Origin of the sequence: Sinorhizobium sp. BG8, from assembly GCF_016864555.1 — a bacterium.
Classification (GTDB): Bacteria; Pseudomonadota; Alphaproteobacteria; order Rhizobiales; family Rhizobiaceae; genus BG8.
In genome coordinates this window covers 883,417-900,753 of record NZ_CP044012.1, presented here as the reverse complement: position 1 = coordinate 900,753, position 17,337 = coordinate 883,417, and the positions used below count along the sequence as shown (strand labels likewise).

Annotated in this window: 12 protein-coding genes and 1 pseudogene; 3 read left to right on the top strand and 10 right to left on the bottom strand. The window is 62.2% G+C overall.

The window, feature by feature from the left end; translation table 11 throughout:
* Nucleotides 1-128: 128 nt before the first annotated feature.
* Both F3Y30_RS25080 and F3Y30_RS25075 read left to right on the top strand, forming a co-directional pair.
* Nucleotides 129-1,310, top strand: a complete 1,182-nt coding sequence (locus F3Y30_RS25080) for an efflux RND transporter periplasmic adaptor subunit (RefSeq protein ID WP_203426979.1) — start codon at nucleotides 129-131, stop codon at nucleotides 1,308-1,310.
* A 122-nt stretch (nucleotides 1,311-1,432) separates the two neighbouring features.
* Complete coding sequence (locus F3Y30_RS25075; protein ID WP_203426978.1) at nucleotides 1,433-4,612, top strand: efflux RND transporter permease subunit; 3,180 nt, start codon at nucleotides 1,433-1,435, stop codon at nucleotides 4,610-4,612.
* A 134-nt stretch (nucleotides 4,613-4,746) separates the two neighbouring features.
* Here F3Y30_RS25075 and F3Y30_RS25070 read toward each other — a convergent pair whose 3' ends face one another.
* The 6 genes from F3Y30_RS25070 to F3Y30_RS25045 all read right to left on the bottom strand — a co-directional run bounded on the left by F3Y30_RS25070 (nucleotide 4,747) and on the right by F3Y30_RS25045 (nucleotide 11,259).
* Entirely contained in the window at nucleotides 4,747-5,370 is a 624-nt protein-coding gene (locus F3Y30_RS25070; protein ID WP_203426977.1) for a thermonuclease family protein, read from the bottom strand.
* Nucleotides 5,371-5,466: 96 nt separating this feature from the next.
* A complete protein-coding gene (locus F3Y30_RS25065; protein WP_203426976.1) occupies nucleotides 5,467-7,356 on the bottom strand; it encodes a sugar phosphate isomerase/epimerase and 4-hydroxyphenylpyruvate domain-containing protein in 1,890 nt (629 codons plus the stop codon).
* A gap of 10 nt (nucleotides 7,357-7,366) precedes the next feature.
* Nucleotides 7,367-8,239, bottom strand: a complete 873-nt coding sequence (locus F3Y30_RS25060; protein WP_203426975.1) for a shikimate dehydrogenase — start codon at nucleotides 8,237-8,239, stop codon at nucleotides 7,367-7,369.
* Between the two features lie 71 nt (nucleotides 8,240-8,310).
* The gene (locus F3Y30_RS25055) at nucleotides 8,311-9,327 is read right to left on the bottom strand and encodes a TRAP transporter substrate-binding protein (protein ID WP_203426974.1); all 1,017 of its coding nucleotides are present in this window, start codon (nucleotides 9,325-9,327) and stop codon (nucleotides 8,311-8,313) included.
* Nucleotides 9,328-9,404: 77 nt separating this feature from the next.
* Nucleotides 9,405-10,685, bottom strand: a complete 1,281-nt coding sequence (locus F3Y30_RS25050) for a TRAP transporter large permease subunit (RefSeq protein ID WP_203426973.1) — start codon at nucleotides 10,683-10,685, stop codon at nucleotides 9,405-9,407.
* A 10-nt stretch (nucleotides 10,686-10,695) separates the two neighbouring features.
* Nucleotides 10,696-11,259 (bottom strand): TRAP transporter small permease, encoded by a 564-nt coding sequence (locus F3Y30_RS25045; protein ID WP_203426972.1) that lies wholly within the window; start codon nucleotides 11,257-11,259, stop codon nucleotides 10,696-10,698.
* Between the two features lie 290 nt (nucleotides 11,260-11,549).
* Between F3Y30_RS25045 and F3Y30_RS25040 the strand changes: the two genes are divergently transcribed.
* A complete protein-coding gene (locus F3Y30_RS25040) occupies nucleotides 11,550-12,215 on the top strand; it encodes a TetR/AcrR family transcriptional regulator (RefSeq protein ID WP_203426971.1) in 666 nt (221 codons plus the stop codon).
* A 3-nt stretch (nucleotides 12,216-12,218) separates the two neighbouring features.
* Here the strand turns inward: F3Y30_RS25040 and F3Y30_RS25035 are convergent, their stop codons facing one another.
* From F3Y30_RS25035 to kdpC, 4 genes and pseudogenes are all read right to left on the bottom strand, one after another.
* Nucleotides 12,219-13,178 (bottom strand): formylglycine-generating enzyme family protein, encoded by a 960-nt coding sequence (locus tag F3Y30_RS25035; RefSeq protein WP_203427648.1) that lies wholly within the window; start codon nucleotides 13,176-13,178, stop codon nucleotides 12,219-12,221.
* Nucleotides 13,179-13,362: 184 nt separating this feature from the next.
* Nucleotides 13,363-14,073, bottom strand: a complete 711-nt coding sequence (locus F3Y30_RS25030) for a response regulator (RefSeq protein ID WP_203426970.1) — start codon at nucleotides 14,071-14,073, stop codon at nucleotides 13,363-13,365.
* A pseudogene (locus tag F3Y30_RS25025) lies at nucleotides 14,070-16,759 on the bottom strand (sensor histidine kinase KdpD). Before F3Y30_RS25025 ends, F3Y30_RS25030 begins: the two are co-directional and overlap by 4 nt.
* Before the next feature lie 7 nt (nucleotides 16,760-16,766).
* Nucleotides 16,767-17,336, bottom strand: coding sequence for a potassium-transporting ATPase subunit KdpC (gene kdpC, locus F3Y30_RS25020; RefSeq protein ID WP_203426969.1), 570 nt, complete (start codon nucleotides 17,334-17,336; stop codon nucleotides 16,767-16,769).
* Nucleotide 17,337: the final 1 nt, after the last annotated feature.

The following is a 17,337-nucleotide window of genomic DNA, read 5'->3' as shown; positions in this document are numbered from 1 at the left end:
ACGACGGGTTGCGAGCCTCCCGAAGAACTTCGCATCGAATTTGAGAATTTTGTTCAGGGCCTGGAAAACAGGACCTTCTGACTTTGAGACAAAAGACCGGTCCGCTTTAGGACATTAAGGAGATACCGATGCCGTCGAACAAGAGACGCTGGGCCCTGTGGGGCGCCGGCCTGGGGATTGCTGCGTCTGTTTCAAGCGTGGCCTTCCACTTTGATCTTACTTCGGGTGCGAATGCGACGCCCGCTGCCCAGACCGCCGCAGCTCCCGCTGTTCCCGTTACCGTTGCCTCGGTGGTGCCGCGCAGCGTGACTACCTGGCAGGAGTTTTCCGGCCGCCTCGAGGCGGTGGAACGTGTCCAGGTTCGCTCCCGTGTGGCGGGAGCGATCCAATCGATCCATTTCCGCGAAGGTAGCCTTGTGAAATCCGGCGATCTGTTGGTGACGATTGATCCGGAACCCTACCAGGCTGCCGTTGCGCAGGCGGATGGCCTCGTTGGTTCGGCGAGGGCGAAGGTCGAACTCGCGACCACCGAGCTCGAGCGCGGCCGCCGGCTTGCGGCGAAGAATACGATCTCGGATAGCGATCTCGCCCAGCGCATGAGCGCCCACAGCGAGGCGGTCGCAAGCCTGCGTTCGGCCGAGGCTGCGCTCAAGGTGGCGCAGCTTGAACTCAGCTATACGGACATTCGTGCCCCGATTTCGGGGCGCGCCGGCAAGCGGGAGATAACCGTCGGCAACCTCGTCGCCGCGGGCTCGGCCTCACCGGTGCTGACGACCCTCGTATCCTCAGGTCCCATCTATGCAAGCTTTGATGCCAGCGAGGAACTGGTCACGCGCACCCTGGCAGAGCTTCCATCGAACGGGGCACTCGCTGCGATCGAGCAGGTCCCTGTGGAAATCGGCACCGTCGATGATGAGGGCACGCCGGTGCGTGGCCGTCTCCAGCTGGTCGACAATGAGATCGACGCGGCAAGCGGCACGGTACGGGTCCGCGCCGTTATCGACAATCCCGACGGGCGCCTGATGCCCGGTCAGTTCGTGCACATTCGCATGGGCCAACCCAAGGCCCAGGATCGTGTGCTGATCAGTGAGCGGGCGATCGGGACCGACCAGGACAAGAAGTTCGTGTTCGTCGTCGATGCGGCAAACACCGTTGCCTATCGCCAGGTTGAACTGGGCACCTCGGTCGACGGCCTCCGGATCGTCGAGAAGGGTCTCAACCCCGGCGACCGCATCGTAACCAACGGGCTTCAGCGCGTGCGCCCCGGAGCCGTGGTGGATCCGCAGACCGAAGTGGCTGCCGCAAAGTAACTCATCCCGGCGGGGAGGCCCCGCCGGCTCAACCATTCCGTTGATCCAATCTGCGCGTGGCCGATGGCTCCGCGCACGAACATCCTTTTGGGTTTCGTTTACCCCTTGCAGAGGGCTTTGACATGAATTTCTCGAGGTTCTTTATCGATCGTCCGGTGTTTGCCGGAGTTCTTTCGGTCCTCATCGTCGTTGCGGGATTGATCGGCATGCGTTCGCTGCCGATCTCGGAGTATCCCGAGGTCGTCCCGCCATCCGTCGTGGTGCGGGCGCAGTATCCGGGCGCCAATCCCAAGGTGATCGCGGAGACGGTCGCCACGCCGCTCGAGGAGTCGATAAATGGCGTCGAGGACATGCTCTACATGTCCAGCCAGGCGACCGCCGACGGCGTCATGACGCTTACAGTGACTTTCAAGCTCGGGACCGATCCCGACAAGGCTCAGCAACTCGTGCAGAACCGCGTCTCCCAGGCGGAGCCGAGGTTGCCGTCCGAAGTCCGCGATCTCGGCGTGACGACGGTCAAGAGCTCACCGGACCTGATGATGGTCATTCACTTGAGTTCGCCTGACGACAGGTACGACATCACGTATCTGCGCAACTACGCCGTCCTCAACATCAAGGATCGGCTTGCCCGTATCGATGGCGTGGGCCAGGTGCAGATCTTCGGCTCCGGCGACTATTCCATGCGCATCTGGATCGATCCTGAGAAGGCTGCGGAGCGCGGTCTTGCGGCGAGCGATGTCGTCGACGCCATCCGTCAGCAGAACGTGCAGGCGGCGGCCGGCGTGATCGGTGCGTCGCCCAACGTCTCAGGCATAGACCTGCAGCTTTCCGTCAACGCGCAAGGGCGCCTCCAAACTCCCGAGGAATTCGGCGACATCATCGTCAAGAGCGGAGAGAACGGTGCAATCACCCGGCTTCGGGATGTTGCGAACATTGAACTCGGTGCCGCAGACTACTCGCTGCGCTCGCTGCTCAACAACAAGCCTGCCGTCGCGATCCCCGTGTTCCAGGCCCCGGGCTCGAATGCAATCGAGATCTCCGACCAGGTGACGGCGACCATGAACGAGCTTCAGATCGCCATGCCCGAAGGCGTCCGTTATGACATCGTCTACGACACCACGCAGTTCGTCCGGTCTTCCATCGAGAAGGTCATTGACACGCTGCTGGAGGCTGTCGCACTCGTCGTCATCGTCGTCATCCTCTTCCTGCAGACTTGGCGCGCCTCGATCATCCCGCTGATCGCGGTTCCTGTCTCCATCATCGGCACTTTCGCGGTGATGTACGTCTTCGGCTTCTCGATTAACGCGCTGAGCCTCTTCGGTCTGGTTCTGGCGATCGGTATCGTCGTCGATGACGCGATCGTCGTGGTGGAAAACGTCGAGCGCAACATCGAGAACGGCCTTTCTCCGCGGGATGCGACCTATCGCGCCATGAGGGAAGTGTCGGGCCCGATCATCGCAATTGCGCTCGTTCTCGTGGCGGTATTCGTGCCGCTCGCCTTCATCACCGGTCTGTCAGGGCAATTCTATCGCCAGTTCGCCCTGACGATTGCAATCTCCACGGTGATCTCGGCCCTTAACTCGCTGACGCTTTCGCCGGCGCTCGCGGCACTTCTTCTGAAGGATCATCATGCGCCGAAGGATTGGCTGACGCGTGCGATGGACTGGGTCTTCGGCTGGTTCTTCCGAGGCTTCAACCGCGTATTCGCTTCGAGCTCGAACGGATATGGCCGCGGGGTAGGGGCAATCCTGTCGCGCAAGAGCATCATCATGGTGATCTATCTGGGCCTGATCGGCGTCACCTACATCCTGTTCCAATCGGTTCCGGGTGGGTTCGTTCCGGCGCAAGACAAGCAATACCTCATCGGCTTCGCGCAATTGCCGGATGCGGCAACGCTCGACCGGACCGAAGACGTCATCGAGAGGATGAGCGCGATCGTTCTGGACCAGCCGGGCGTGGAGCACGCCATCGCTTTCCCGGGACTGTCGATCAACGGATTCACCAACGGCTCCAACGCCGGGATCGTCTTCGTGGGTCTCTCCTCCTTCGAGGAGCGCAAGAGCCCCGAACTCTCGGCGAACGCCATAGCGATGCAGCTCAATCAGAAGTTCGGTGCGATCCAGGATGCCTTCATCGCCATGTTCCCGCCGCCGCCGGTGCAAGGGCTGGGCACCACCGGTGGGTTCAAGCTTCAGATCGAGGACCGCGCGGGACTGGGATACCAGGCGCTGGACGAGGCAACCAAGGCGTTCCTCGCCAAGGCATACCAGGCACCGGAACTGGCGGGGTTGTTTTCCAGCTTCCAGATCAACGTGCCGCAGCTCTATGCCGACCTGGACCGGGCCAAGGCAGAGCAGCTCGGCGTTTCAGTCACGGATGTGTTCGAGACGCTGCAGATCTATCTCGGTTCTCTTTATGTGAACGACTTCAACGCTTTTGGCAGGACCTACAGCGTGCGGGTACAGGCCGATGCCAAGTTCCGCGCTCGCGCTGAGGATATCGGCCAGCTGAAGGTGCGTTCGCGGACCGGCGAAATGATCCCGCTTGCGGCTCTCCTGAAGGTCGACGCCACCACAGGCCCGGAACGCACGACGCGCTATAACGGCTTCCTTGCCGCCGACATCAACGGCGGACCGGCGCCGGGGTTCTCGTCGGGCCAGGCGCAGGCGGCGATCGAGCGCATCGCGGCGGAGACCTTGCCTGCGGGTATCAGCTTCGAGTGGACGGACCTGACCTACCAGCAGATCCTCGCCGGAAACTCGGGCATCATCGTCTTTCCGCTTGCCCTGCTGCTCGTCTTCCTCGTGCTCGCGGCCCAGTATGAAAGCCTGACGCTCCCGCTTGCGATCATCATGATCGTACCGATGGGCGTGCTTGCGGCCCTGACCGGGGTTTGGCTGACCGGCGGTGACAACAACATCTTCACCCAAATCGGCCTGATCGTCCTTGTGGGGCTTTCGGCGAAGAACGCCATCCTGATCGTGGAGTTCGCTCGGGAGCTGGAGTTCGAGGGACGCTCGCCCGTCGCCGCCGCCATCGAGGCAAGCCGCCTTCGGCTTCGCCCGATCCTGATGACGTCAATGGCGTTCATCATGGGTGTGGTGCCGCTTGTCGTCTCCACTGGCGCAGGCGCGGAAATGCGCGCAGCCATGGGCGTTGCCGTCTTCTCGGGCATGATCGGGGTCACGTTCTTCGGCATCTTCATGACGCCGGTGTTCTACGTCCTCGTCCGCAAGCTCACGGGCAACCGGCCATTGCGCCGGCACGACCTGCCCGACTTGCTGCCCGCGGCGGCTGGATGAAACCGAACCGGGAAGGCCCATCGAGACGATCGATGGGCCTTCCGATGCTTTTTGGCAGATGGATTCCGGAGGCGGGATGATTGATCCTGGAGCACACCCGTCGGAACGCGATCACCTGGCAGCCGTCGCGCTATCTAACTGCACCAGGACTGGTGCCTACCGGTGGCCGGGCGTGCAAATCCTTCGCGCACGAGCTGCTCCCCGACCGAGCGACCATCCCGCATGATGACCCTCAACTTCCGTCCTTCTCTATCCTTGTCCTCTCCCGGCCACGACGCCAACGTGAACGACTTTTCGTTCAGGAGAACGCGCAGGCGCTGTTGCGCGTAGAAGCCCCGTTTGCGTTCTTCGTCGCATTTCGCCTCCTTCACTGCGGGAGGGTCCATGTCAGCGATGCGGATCTTCTCGCCTTTATAGAGGATCGTCCGCCCGTCGAGGATGCAGTTGTCCGTCCGTGATGCGCAGAAGTACCATTTCCCTGTGAACGCGGGCTCGGCTGCGCGGGCTGTCTCGACGGGCCGCAGATCGGGCTTCGGGATCACGCGCGAAGGTTCCTTGGCGGGGGCCTTCCGCTCCGTGATGGCCACGGCGGGGACAAGTCGCGCCGGCGCGAACATCTTCTCGATGCTGCCGCGGCTGTCGTAGGCGAAGATGCCGCCGATGACCAGCGCACCGCAGGCCAGCCATGGCATCATGCTCTTGCCGGATTGCTTCTTGCGTTGCCGGGGGCGGCGCTTGCGTTTGGTGACCTTGCCCACATCGACCTCCGTTTTCTCCCGACATTGGTCGATGCAGTTAAACATTTGGTTACTAGATCCGCCCTCGGATCAGGTCCGGCGCAAGGGTCCGCCGAGTCAGGTCTTGGGTATGCCTGTCGGTCTCAGGTGCTTGCGGAGCGCGGCAATGCGGAAGATCGCATTTGCTGCGCCGTAGCCGCGATAGCCCCGGCGCTCGACGACCTCGAAGAACAGGCCTTCGCCGTAAGTGGGGCTGTAGAGTTGGAAGTACTCTCCATGGTCGTCGCGATCGTACAGGATGTTGTTGGCCTTCAGGCGCTCCGTGAGTGCCGGATCGAGGCCAAAGCGGGCTTCAAGATCGTCGTAGTAGTTCGCGGAGATGGACAACGAGACGAAGCCGTTGGCCGAGAGCGCTTCGGCGGTCGCGAAGATGTCGTTGGTCGAAAAGGCGAGGTGCTGGATCCCTGACCCGAAGGTCTCGGCGATGAAATGGCCGGCAAGCGTGTTCCGGTTTTCCGCCCCGTTCATCGTGATCCGCAACGAGCCGGAATCGTTCTCCACCACCTGGCTTCGGACGATGCCCGAGGGATCGATAATGTCGACCATCGGCGTTTTGTGCGCGTCCAGGATCGAGGTGTAGAAGAGGAGCCAGGTCAGAAGCTCCTCGTATCTCATCGTCTGGGCCATGTGGTCGATCGACACGAGACCCGCCGGACGGGCGGAGGTGTCCGCCGCCACCGGCTGGAACTCGCTCTCCCAGATCCGGCCGAGTTCGTCCCCTTCGTCAAGGAAATAGAGTATGCCGCCACCGACGCCGCGGATCGCCGGAACTTCTGTCTCGCCGGGGCCCACGGGTTGTTCGAAGCGTTCCGCCCCGAGCGCCACCGCACGCGCGACCGCAGCCTTGGCGTCATCGACAAGGAGCCCTGCGGCATAGGCGGTCGTACCGTGAACCATGAAGGACGCGCCGGCGAAGCCGCTCTCGTCGCTGTTTACAACGAGCCGGATATCGCCCTGACGAAACAGCGAGACGTTCTTGCTCCTGTGCCGCGCCGTCTTGACGAAGCCGAGGCCGGTGATGAGCGCCTCCAGTTGGGATGCCTCTGCCTCGTCGGCGGTAAACTCGATGAAGGATATGCCCTTGACGTCGCTGCGTCGCGGCATGTCCGGGACATTGAGAACGCTCTCCGGCTCGGTCCTCCTGACCTGATCGCCGAGATAGATCAGCGAACGGCGTCCATCGACGGCGATCGCGGTCGGCGAGCCGCCGCGGAACTGGTCGTTGAAGATCTCCAGAGACAGATAGCCGTCATATCCGGTGGCGGCGACGGCGCGCATGAAATCGAGCACCGGCAGGTCGCCTTCGCCTGGCATGTTGCGATAGTGCCGGCTCCAGTAGAGCAGGTCCATGTCTATCAGCGGCGCGTCTGCGAGCTGGATGATGAAGATCTTTTCCTTTGGGATGGAGCGGATCGAGTTGACGTCGATCTTGCGCGAAAGCGTGTGGAAGCTGTCGAGGATCAGGCCGATATTCGGATGGTCGGCGCGGCGGACGATCTCCCAGGCATCACGATGGTCGTGGATATGCCTGCCCCATGCAAGGGCTTCGTAGCCGACTTTCAATCCTCGTTTGGCCGCGCGTTCCCCGAGTTCGCGAAAGTCGGCAGCCGCGCGGTCGAGTCCGCCGAGGGCAGCCTGCGAGACATTCGAGCAGACGAGCACGAGGTCGGTGCCCATTTCCTGCATCACGTCGAATTTTCGCTCGGCACGGTCGAAGGTGCGGCTGCGTAGCGGCTCCGGCATGCCTTCGAAGTCCCGGAAGGGCTGGAACAGCGTGATTTCCAGGCCGTAGTCGCGCACCATACGGCCGACCTGGCGCGGGCTCTCGTCGAAGACCAGAAAGTCGTTCTCGAAAATCTCTACGCCGTCGAAGCCGGCCTTGGCGATTGCTTCGAGCTTGTCGCGCAGATCTCCGCTCAACGATACGGTGGCGATCGAGGTCTTCATCGGTCTCTCCTCACAAGCTGGTGTAGAGGGTCATGGCCTTGAAATGATTGAGCATGCGCGTGGCGTCTGCTTCTCGTCCGGTAAACAGGCGGAAGGCACCGACCGCCTGAAAGACCGCCATGCCACCGCCGTCGAGCGTGCGGCAGCCTCGTCCCTTCGCCTGGCGCAGCAGCTCCGTCTCGAGCGGGAAGTACACGATTTCCGCTACCCAGTGACGGGGTTCCAGCAGCTCTCCCGGCAGGGGCATGCCCGGATACTTTGCCATGCCCGTCGGCGTTGCGTGGATGAGGCCGGATGCGTGCTGCATCGCGCTCGCGAGATCCTCACCGGCCTTGACGGTTGCACCCGGAAACAGAGCTGACAACGACTGCGCAAGCGAGAGGGCGCGTTCGTGTTCCCGGTCGAAGACGGTGAGTTCCCGCAGGCCGAGCGAAAGGATGGCATAGGCCGTGGCGACGCCAGCTCCGCCGGCGCCAAGCTGTATCGCCGACTGCGTATCTGCCTCGGGCAGGCCGCGCCGGAAACTCTCGGCGAAACCCCACCAGTCGGTGTTGTGGCCATGTCTTTGGCCGTCGCGCAGAACGATTGTGTTGACCGCACCGAGCGCGCGTGCCTCGTCCGACAGCGCATCGAGATAGGGGATGACCGCCTGCTTGCAGGGATGGGTTATGTTGAGCCCGGCCAGGCCGCGCGCCTCAGCATCAGCGAGAAGCGCCGGCAGGTCGGCGACGGTGGCGCCGAGCTGGTTGAGGTCGATGAGTTCATATTCGTAGGCAAAACCTTGCGCCTCGCCTTCGCGCATATGCATGGCGGGGGTCAGCGAGGCCTGGATGCCGGCGCCGATCAGCCCGGCTTTGAGCGGCTTGAGGAGTGTCTCGGTCATTCCGCCTGCTTCCATCTGTTGTTGGAGGGAGGGTCGGCCAGTCGCGCAGGGCTGGCCGACCGTTTCTTCACTCAGTTGCCGCGGGCGGCTTCGATTTCCTTCTGGAGCTGGGCAACCGTTTCCGTGCCGATCTCGGCGGAGAACTTCTCAATCACCGGCTTCACCGCATCACGCAGCTTTTGCGTTTCCTCCGGTGTCAGTTCGGTCACTTCCATTCCTGTCGCCTTGATTTCCTCGATCGCCTTCGCGTCCTGTTCACGCGACACCTTGCGCTGGAAATCCCGCGCTTCGGTTGCCGCCGACTGCAGCAAAGCCTTCTCCTCGTCGTTCAGGCCATCCCAGAACTTCTTGCTGACGAGCACGATCTGCGGGTTGTACTGATGGCGGGTGACCGTCATGTACTTCTGCACTTCGAAGAACTTCGCGTTGAGGATGTTGGCGGCGGGGTTCTCCTGGCCGTCGACAGTGCCGGTTTCAAGCGCGGTGTAGAGTTCGGTATAGGGCAGGGGGACCGCATTGGCGCCGAGACTGTTGAACAGCTCGATCGGGATCGGAGATTGGATCGTACGGATCTTGAGGCCGCTGATGTCCTCGAGCTTCGTGACCGGGTGACGGTTGTTGGTGAGGTTGCGGAACCCGAGTTCCCAATAGCCAAGACCAACAAGGCCGGTATCGGGCAGCAGCTCCAAGAGGCTGGTGCCGAAGGGGCCGTCCATGACCTTGTCGGCTTCCTCGCCGCTGTTGAAGAGGAAGGGCAGGTCGACTGCTCCGAACTGCTTGACGTTGCTGGAAAGAATGCCGGCGTTCAGCACCGTCATCTCGATCACGCCGCCCTGTAGTGCCGAAACGGTCTGCACGTCACCGCCGAGCACGCCGCCGGGGAAGAGCTTCACTTCGATCTTGCCGCCGCTCTTTTCCTGGACCAGTTCGGCGAACTTCTCCATTCCCGTGACTTGCGGATGGCCCTTGTTGTTGGCGGACGCGAACTTCAGCTGAAGTTCGCGGATTTCCGCCGACGCCGGTTGTGCTGCCAGCAGGGCAAGAGGCAGCGCTAGCCCCATCATCAGTTTCGTCAATCTATTCAACATGCTTTCCTCCCAGGTTTTGCCGGTCTCTCCATCCGGCTCGGTTGAATTCTCGCCTTCGACGAAGGCGCATTTCTTGCTCAGTGCCCGAACAGGGCGACCGGTACGGTCACTAGTTGCGGGAACAGCACGAGCAGGAACAGGACGATCAGTTCGGCGATGAGGAAGGGCATGACGCCTTTCATCAGCTCTTCCATGTTCAGTTTGGAAACACCGCAGATGACATTCAGCACGGTACCGACGGGCGGTGTGATGAGGCCGATCGCGTTGTTGATGATAAACAGGACGCCGAAGTAGACCGGGTCGATGTCCGCCTGCTTGATGATGGGCATCAGGACCGGCGTCATGATCAGGATGGTCGGGGTCATGTCCATTGCCGTGCCGACGACAACGACCAGCGCCATGATCGCCAGCAGCAGAAGCGTCTGGTTGTCCATCAGTGGCTCGAGGAGCCCTGCGAGCTTTCCTGGCACGTCGGCAACCGTCACCAGCCAAGCGGAGACTGCGGCGCAGGCGACGAGGAACATTACGACGGCAGTGATCTTTGCCGCGGCAACGAAGACGTGGAACAGCTTGGCGGGCGGCAATTCGCGATAGATGACCATCGAGACGAAGAGCGAATAGACCGCCGCAACCACGCCGGCTTCGGTCGGCGTGAACACGCCGAACTTGAGGCCGACGATGATGATGACCGGAAGCATCAGCGCCCAGATGCTGTCGACGAATGCCTTCATTCTGACGGCACCGCTCTGCTTTGGCGGCAGTGCGAACTGCTCCTTCCGCGCAACGAGCATCCAGGTCACACAGAGGGCCGCGGCAATCATGAGGCCAGGGAAGATGCCTGCCAGAAACAGTTTGGTGATCGAGACGCCGCCTACGACGCCATAGAGAATGAAGCCGATCGAAGGCGGAATGATCGGACCAATGATCGATGCCGAGGCAAGCAGGCCGCCGGTACGCGCCGCATCGTGACCGGACTTCAGCATCATCGGGAACAGAAGCGCTCCCAGGGCCGCGGCATCGGCGACTGCCGATCCCGACAGGCTCGAAAGAACGCAGGCTGCAAAGATGGCGACGAAGCCAAGTCCGCCGCGCACATGGCCGACCATTGCCATGGCGAGGTCCACAATGCGGCGGGACAACCCGCCGGTGTTCATGACCTCGCCGGCCAGAAGGAAGAACGGAACGGCCATCAGCGGAAAGCTGTCGGCGCCGTTCAGGACGTTCTGGGCGACGATCTGGGCATCGAACATGCCGAGGTGCATCATCAGCGCGACACCGCTGAGGATGAGTGCGAAAGCGATGGGGACGCCGAGCGCCATTGGACCAAGGAGTGCGCCGAGGAAAATCGTGACGGTCATCGTGCGGCCCTCAGCTCTTGGTGATCGGGGTGGCGAGCGATGGCTCGGCGTGGTCTTCACCGGCGGCTTGCTCTTCGGTTTCACGCACGAGCACCGCCGTCGTCACATCGATGCGACCCGTGGCGACGCCGAAAGCATCCGAGAGGATGATCAGGAAGGCGGGGATCCCGAAGGCGAGGCCCGCACCGTAGAAGAAGCCCATGGATATGCCAGTGGCGGGGGCCGCGACGTGCAGGTTGATCAGCGTCTGCGTCCAGCTGCCGCTGATCATCAGCCAGGTCGCCCAGAGCATCATCATCTGGCCGATGAGTACGGCGATCCGGGCGCCGAGGGGAGGCAGGCGGCGCAACAGCGAGTCGACGCCGAGGTGCCCATGTTCGCGCATGGCGACGACGGCCCCGAGAAATGTCAGCCAGATGAAGAAGATCCGCGACAGCTCTTCAGAGTAGGTAATGCCCGTATTGAAGGCGTAGCGCAGGACGACATTGCCGAAGACGAGGACGACCATGCCTGCGAGAAGCAGGGCAATCGCTACCTTCAGAGCAAAGAAGTAGAATTCTATTATGCGTGTCATGTGCTCCTCCCAAAGCGGCCGCCACGGGTTGCGGCGACACTTCCGCTTCTGTCACGGCCTCAGGGGCGCATCGGGCAGAAAGCGTCCGTCGAACTGTGCTCCTCCAGCCCAGATCGATGTAGCTCTAAAATGTACGAACTAGTTCGAATGTCAAGCGGCTGCTATTGAAAGACCGCGCCAAGCTGAATAAGACTTTGCAACACTGGCATGCGGGAGAGCGTGCAATCCTTCAGCTGCGACAGTGGATTTTCCTGTCGAGGCAGTGGGTTAAGGGAGAGGACAAGCGCGGCATGGCGGATCGGTCGGAAAATGGCAGGAAGAACGATCCACAGCGGACGCAGGAAGATATCCTGCGTGTTGCAACCGAAGAATTCTCCACCCACGGTCTAGCCGGCGGGCGCGTGGATGCCATAGCCGAGCGAACCCGCACGTCCAAGCGGATGATCTACTATTATTTCGGCAGCAAGGAAGGCCTCTATCTGGCCGTCCTGGAGCGCTCCTATCGCAAGATCCGCACGCTTGAGGCAGACCTTCAGCTTTCGAACCTCGATCCGGAAGACGCGCTCAGGATCCTGATTTCGACCACGTTCGACCACGACGAGGCGAATCCCGATTTCGTCAGGCTCGTCAGCATCGAGAACATTCATCACGCCGCCCACATGCTTCGATCGGAGGCGATCCGCGATCTGAACGTTTCCGTCATCCAGACGATTGCCGGCATACTGGAAAGGGGCCACGCGACGGGCGTCTTCCGCCGGCAGGCGGACCCCATCGACGTTCACATGATGATCAGCGCGTTTTGCTTCTTTCGCGTGTCGAACCGTCACACGTTCGGCACGATCTTTCGACGGGATCTGTCCGAGCCGGAGACGATGCGGCGCCACAAGGGAATGATCGCCGACGCGGTCATAAGCTATCTGAAGGCAGACGATGAACGGAGCCCGACAGGCGGCTGATTTTCAAGGGCGTTTGACGCAGCGGAAGCCGACATGGCTCGTCGAGGTGTCGTCCGGCTCCGCGTGGCGTGAGGCAGGACGATAACGTCGGCAATAATTCGGGGCGCAGAGATGCGATCCGCCCTTCAGCACGCGACGGGTAATGCGGATTTCCGGTTGGCGGGGATCGTAGCTCGCCTCAGCCGGGCCACCGCGCGGATTGTGCGGGATGCAGCACGGGCTTGCCGCCGGTTCATTGTGACGCGTCGACCAGTAGTCGTTCGTCCACTCCCAGACGTTTCCGATCATGTCGTACAGCCCGAAGCCGTTCGGCGGGAAGCTGCGAACGACGGACGTTCGGTCATGCCCCTTGGGGCGCAGGTTCTTGTGCGGGAAAATGCCCTGCCATGTATTGGCCATCTGCTTGCCGTCCGGCATCAACTCATCGCCCCAGGCGTAGTCTGCTCCCTCGAGGCCACCGCGCGCTGCGAACTCCCACTCGGCCTCTGTCGCAAGATCGAGGCCTGCCCACTCCGCGTAGGCCCTGGCGTCGCTGTAGGCGACATGGACGACGGGATGGTCATATTTTCCGCGAATGTCGCTGCGGGGGCCATAGGGATGGCGCCAGTCCGCGCCGAACTTGAATGTCCACCACTGGCCGATATCGGTGGAGGTGACCGGATGCTTGGGCGGAGTGAAAACCAGCGATCCCGCCCTCAGCATTTCCGGCAGCGCGCCTGGATAGTCCGCTTCATTGGGGACCTTCTCCGCCATGGTGACATGACCGGTCGCATTCACGAACTCTGCGAACTGACGATTGGTTACCGGCGCCGCATCGATCCAGAATCCGTCCACCGTCACGGGATGTTGGGGGGCTTCCTCAGGGTAGTGCCGATCAGACCCCATCGCGAAGGTTCCACCGGGTATCCAGATGAGCTCATGACTTCCCCGGCATGCCGGCGGCGAGGGGAGTGTGGCGGCCATTTCGGTTTCGGACAGCACCGTTTACCTCCTCATCCGGCCCAGGACACTGCCTGCCGGGCGTGCGACTCATGCCCCGTGATTTTGGGCACCTCGTCGTCGCGAACACATCGCCAAGTAGTATGCTGAACGGAAGCCTACCTCGCTCCCGCTTCGATGGGAAGCCGGAATCCCGGGCTCAGGTGTGTCAGAGCCGGCCCGCTGGCCCGTCCTCGTCGGCAACAAGTCGGTAGCCCACGCCGGGTTCGGTCTGGATGATGCGAGGATCGGTCGGGTCCAGCTCGATCTTCTGGCGCAGTTGCCCGATGAAGACACGCAGGTAGTGCAGGTCTTCCCCGTGTGCCGGCCCCCAAACGGAGGCGAGCAGCGTCTTGTGCGTCACGACCCGCCCGGCATAGCGGGTGAGCATGACCAGAAGGTCGTATTCCTTCGGCGTCAGTTTCAGCTGCTTTCCGTCCCGGCTGACGATGCGCCGCAGGGTGTCGATCGAAAGTCCGTCGGCAATGGTCTGTGTCGTGCCGTTTTCGCTGCGGATGCGGTGGCGCAGCGCGGTGCGGATGCGCGCCGTCAACTCGCCGATGCCGAAGGGTTTTTCGATGTAGTCGTCGGCCCCGAGATCGAGCGATGCGATCTTCTCGCTCTCGCGATCGCGGGCGGACAGGATGATGATGGGCACTTCGGACCAGCCGCGAATGTTCGCGATCACTTCCTTGCCGTCCATGTCGGGGAGGCCGAGATCAAGGATAACGATGTCCGGGGCCGCGGTCGCAACGGATTTCAACGCTTCTGCCGCGGTGGATGCCTCGATGACCTCATAGCCGGCAGCGGAAAGCGCCGGGCGCAGGAACCGCTGTATCTGGGGTTCGTCATCGACGACAAGGACACGGTCCAGGCTCATGGTCTTTCCTGTTCTGGCGCTGTTGCAGCAGGGAAGCGCATGGAGATGCGCGTTCCCTTGCGCCGTAGCGCCGGGCTCTCCGCCTTAATCGTTCCGCCCATGGCCTCGATGAACCCCTTGGAGATCGAAAGCCCCAGCCCCGTACCGGGTGCGCGACCGTCCGCCTTGCCACGCCTGAAGAACTTGTCGAAGACGCGCTCCAGGTCATCCGGCGCGATGCCCTTGCCGAGGTCCGTCACCGAGATGATTACCTCAGTCTCCTCCTGCCTGGCATAGATGGTGATCGGCTCCGCCCCGCCATACCGGTTGGCATTGTCGAGCACGTTGAACAGCACCTGGCCGAGGAGGACGCTGTCGCCGCGGACGAGCGGCAGGTCCGGGGCAATGCTGGTCTCTATGATCCGGTCGGGGAAATATTTGCGCGCTCGCTCGACTGCAGCGCGCACGACGTCTGCCACATCGACCCAGTCCCGCTTTGCGTTCAAGGTCCCCGCCTCGATGCGCGTCATGTCCAGGAGGTTGGAGACGAACCGGCTGAGACGTCCGCTCTCCTCCTCGATCGATTGCAGAAGGTCGTCCCTGCTTTCGGGCGGCATCCGGTCTCCGAGTTGTCGGAGGCTGGTGATGGCGCCGGTAATGGTCGCAAGCGGCGTCCTGAGGTCGTGCGATATGGAGGAGAGCAGGACAGCGCGAAATTTCTCCGCTTCGAGCCGTGCGGCCTGGTCCAGGCTTTCGCGTGACAGCCGCGCTCGATCCACTGCGACGGCTGTCTGGTCGAGGATCGCCGAAAGCGTTCTTTCCTCGTTCATGTCAAGCGTGCCCTCTCCAAGCCTGAACCCGCAGACGCCGACCACGCCGTGGGGGCTCGTCAAGGGACGAAACTGGAACGGGCTGTTCGGCAGGGTGCCCGTGGCGCTGCCGGCGATCTCCTGTTTTTCGAGAGCCCATCGGGCTGCGGCCATGTCCGCAACGTCGAGTTCGGTGTCGGGGGGCCATGCCGCCGCCGATTTCAGTTCGCCATGTTGTGGCAGGAGCAGCACCACGTTCCGTCTCAGGCTTGCCTGCAGCTGGGTCACGGCAGCCCAGAGCACGTCGTCTTCCTTGGCTGTACCGGAGAGCTTGCGCGAATAGTCGTACATCGCCTGTATCGCACCGGCCCGGTCACGGGCCTTCTTGGCCTGCTCGCGGATTCGAGACGCGAGGCTGCCGGCGAGCATGGCGGCGGCGAGCAGAATGAAAAGTGCAAAGACCTCATGCGGTTCGGTGATCGTCAGGGTGTGGACCGGGACGACGAAGAAGAAGTTGTACGCGAGTACCGAGAGGAACGCAGCCACCAGGGCAGGGACATAACCGGCGTAAATCGCGGATATGAGCACGGCCATGAGAAAAAGGAGAGAGGCGTTCGGAAGCTCGATGAAGGCGCGGATGGCGCGGCCTATCAGAGTTGCAACCACGACCGTGCCGCAGGAGATCGCAAGCGGGCGCCACAATTCGGCGAGTTTGATCGGTACGAACGTCTTTCGGCGTGGCGGCGGTGGCGAGCCTCCATCCGTCACGAGATGGACGCCGACACCGGCCGCACGCCGCGAGAGGGCGTCTGGAAGCGATCTGCGGAAGAGCTTGTGCCACGAGGGCTGGTTTCGCGCGCCGATCACGATCTGGGTCGCATGTTCCCGGCGGGCAAGCTTCAGGATCTCTTCCACGAAATCATTGCCGAAAACACGCTTGGTTTCTGCTCCAAGCTCCTCGGCGAGACGGAAGATCTCATCGACCTGACGGAGGGTGGCGCTATCGCCCGTATCCCGGTCGGCTCTTTCGATGTAGACAACGATCCAGGGCGCGTTCAGGCCCGAGGCAAGGCGGCTTGCCGTACGCACGACCTTTTCCGAAAGCTTGTCGGGGCCGACGCAGACGAGCAGCCGCTCGGTGCTGGCCCAGGGACCCTCGATAGCGTTCTGCTTGAGGTAGTCGACCATCTGGTCGTCCACCCGGTCCGCCGTGCGGCGCAATGCCAGTTCGCGCAGGGCAGTCAGGTTGCCGAGGCGGAAGAACCGTTCGATCGCCCGCTTTGCGCTGTCGGGCAGATAGACCTTGCCTTCGTGCAGGCGCTCGAGCAGTTCGGCGGGGGAAGATCCACGAGGATCACGTCATCCGCCTTCTTGAGGACGGTGTCGGGAACTCTTTCGCGAACCGTTACGCCGGTAATCTGCGCGACGACGTCTGAGAGGCTTTCGAGATGCTGGATATTGAGTGCCGTCCAGACATCTATACCGGCGGCCACCAGCTCTTCGACATCCTGGTAGCGTTTCGGATGCCGGCTGCCCTCCGGATTGCTGTGGGCGAGCTCGTCGACGACGACGATCCGTGGACGCCGCGCCAACGCCGCGTCGAGATCGAGCTCTTCGAGCATATGGCCTCGATATTCGACGCTGCGGCGCGGCAGAATTTCCAGTCCATCGAGCAGGGAGGCCGTTTCCTCACGGCCGTGCGTTTCCACCAGGCCGATGACGATGTCATTCCCGTCGGCCTTCAGCCTGCGAGCGCGCTGGAGCATGGCGAAAGTCTTGCCGACACCCGGGGCGGCGCCCAGGAAAACGGTGAGCTTGCCCCTGCGCTCCTTGGCGGAAAGGGCAAGCAAGGCGTCCGGATCGGGACGTATTTTCTGTTCTCGATCGATATCGGGCATGCAGATCTCAGGTCTTCAATGCGTCCAGGGCAAGGTTCAGCTCTAGCACATTCACGCGTGGTTCACCCAGAAATCCGAAGTCGGGCCCCTCTATATTCCGCTCGACCAGGCTCGCGACATCTGCATCAGGCAGGCCGCGTGCCTTGGCCACGCGTGCAACCTGGGCGCGGGCGTATGCCGGCGAGATATGTGGATCGAGCCCGGAACCTGATGTCGTCACCGCATCGGCGGGGAGAGCGCCGGAAATCCCGGCGTTTCTCAGCCGTTCAATATCGGATGCCACCCTGTCGCGCAACTTTGCCGAGGTCGTACCGAGGTTCGAGCCCGACGATGCGCCGGCATTGTAAGCCTCCGGCCCGGTTGCAGACGGGCGCGGCCAGAAATAGCGGTCCGACGTGAAATTCTGCCCGATCAGCGCGGAGCCGACGACGGCCCCATTCTGACGGATCAGGCTGCCGTTGGCCTGCGCAGGCATCCATGCCTGGGCGATTCCCGTGACCGCGAGCGGATATCCAATGCCTGTGAGGATCGTGAGGAGCGTAATGAGAACGAATGCAGTTCTGAGTTGCTTGAACATG